Genomic DNA, 393 nt, shown 5'->3' on the forward strand with positions numbered 1-393 from the left:
GGGGGTTTTCCTTCGGCGGCTACGTCGCGGTGGAGCTGTCGCACCGGCTCGGCGCCGGCGATCCGCCGCGCCGCATCGTCCTCGTCGGTCCGTCGACCGAGAAGCAGACGGTGCCCGCCGTGCCCGCGGACACGCTCGTCATCCACGGCGAAAGCGACGACGTCGTCCCGCTCGCCGCGACGCTCGCCTGGGCGAGGCCGCAAAATCTGCCGGTGATCGTCTTCCCCGGCGTCGGCCACTTCTTCCACGGCCAGATCGCCCTGCTGAAAAAAGTCCTCGTGCGTGAACTGCACGAGCTTGCCGCGGTCTGACGGCGCGGCTTTCCTTCTCTCACGGACTCTCCCGTTCCCATGCGTCTTTCCCCTTCCTCGCCGCGCTCATTCGTCGCCGTGC

Annotated in this window: 1 protein-coding gene; it reads left to right on the forward strand. The window is 68.7% G+C overall.

Annotation, left to right across the window (positions count from 1 at the left end; genetic code table 11):
* Positions 1-311, forward strand: a 311-nt coding sequence (locus I6F37_RS43875) for an alpha/beta hydrolase (protein ID WP_225154967.1), incomplete at its 5' end; no start/stop codon positions are given.
* Positions 312-393: the final 82 nt, after the last annotated feature.

Origin of the sequence: Bradyrhizobium sp. NBAIM08, from assembly GCF_020193935.1 — a bacterium.
Lineage (GTDB): Bacteria > Pseudomonadota > Alphaproteobacteria > Rhizobiales > Xanthobacteraceae > Bradyrhizobium > Bradyrhizobium yuanmingense.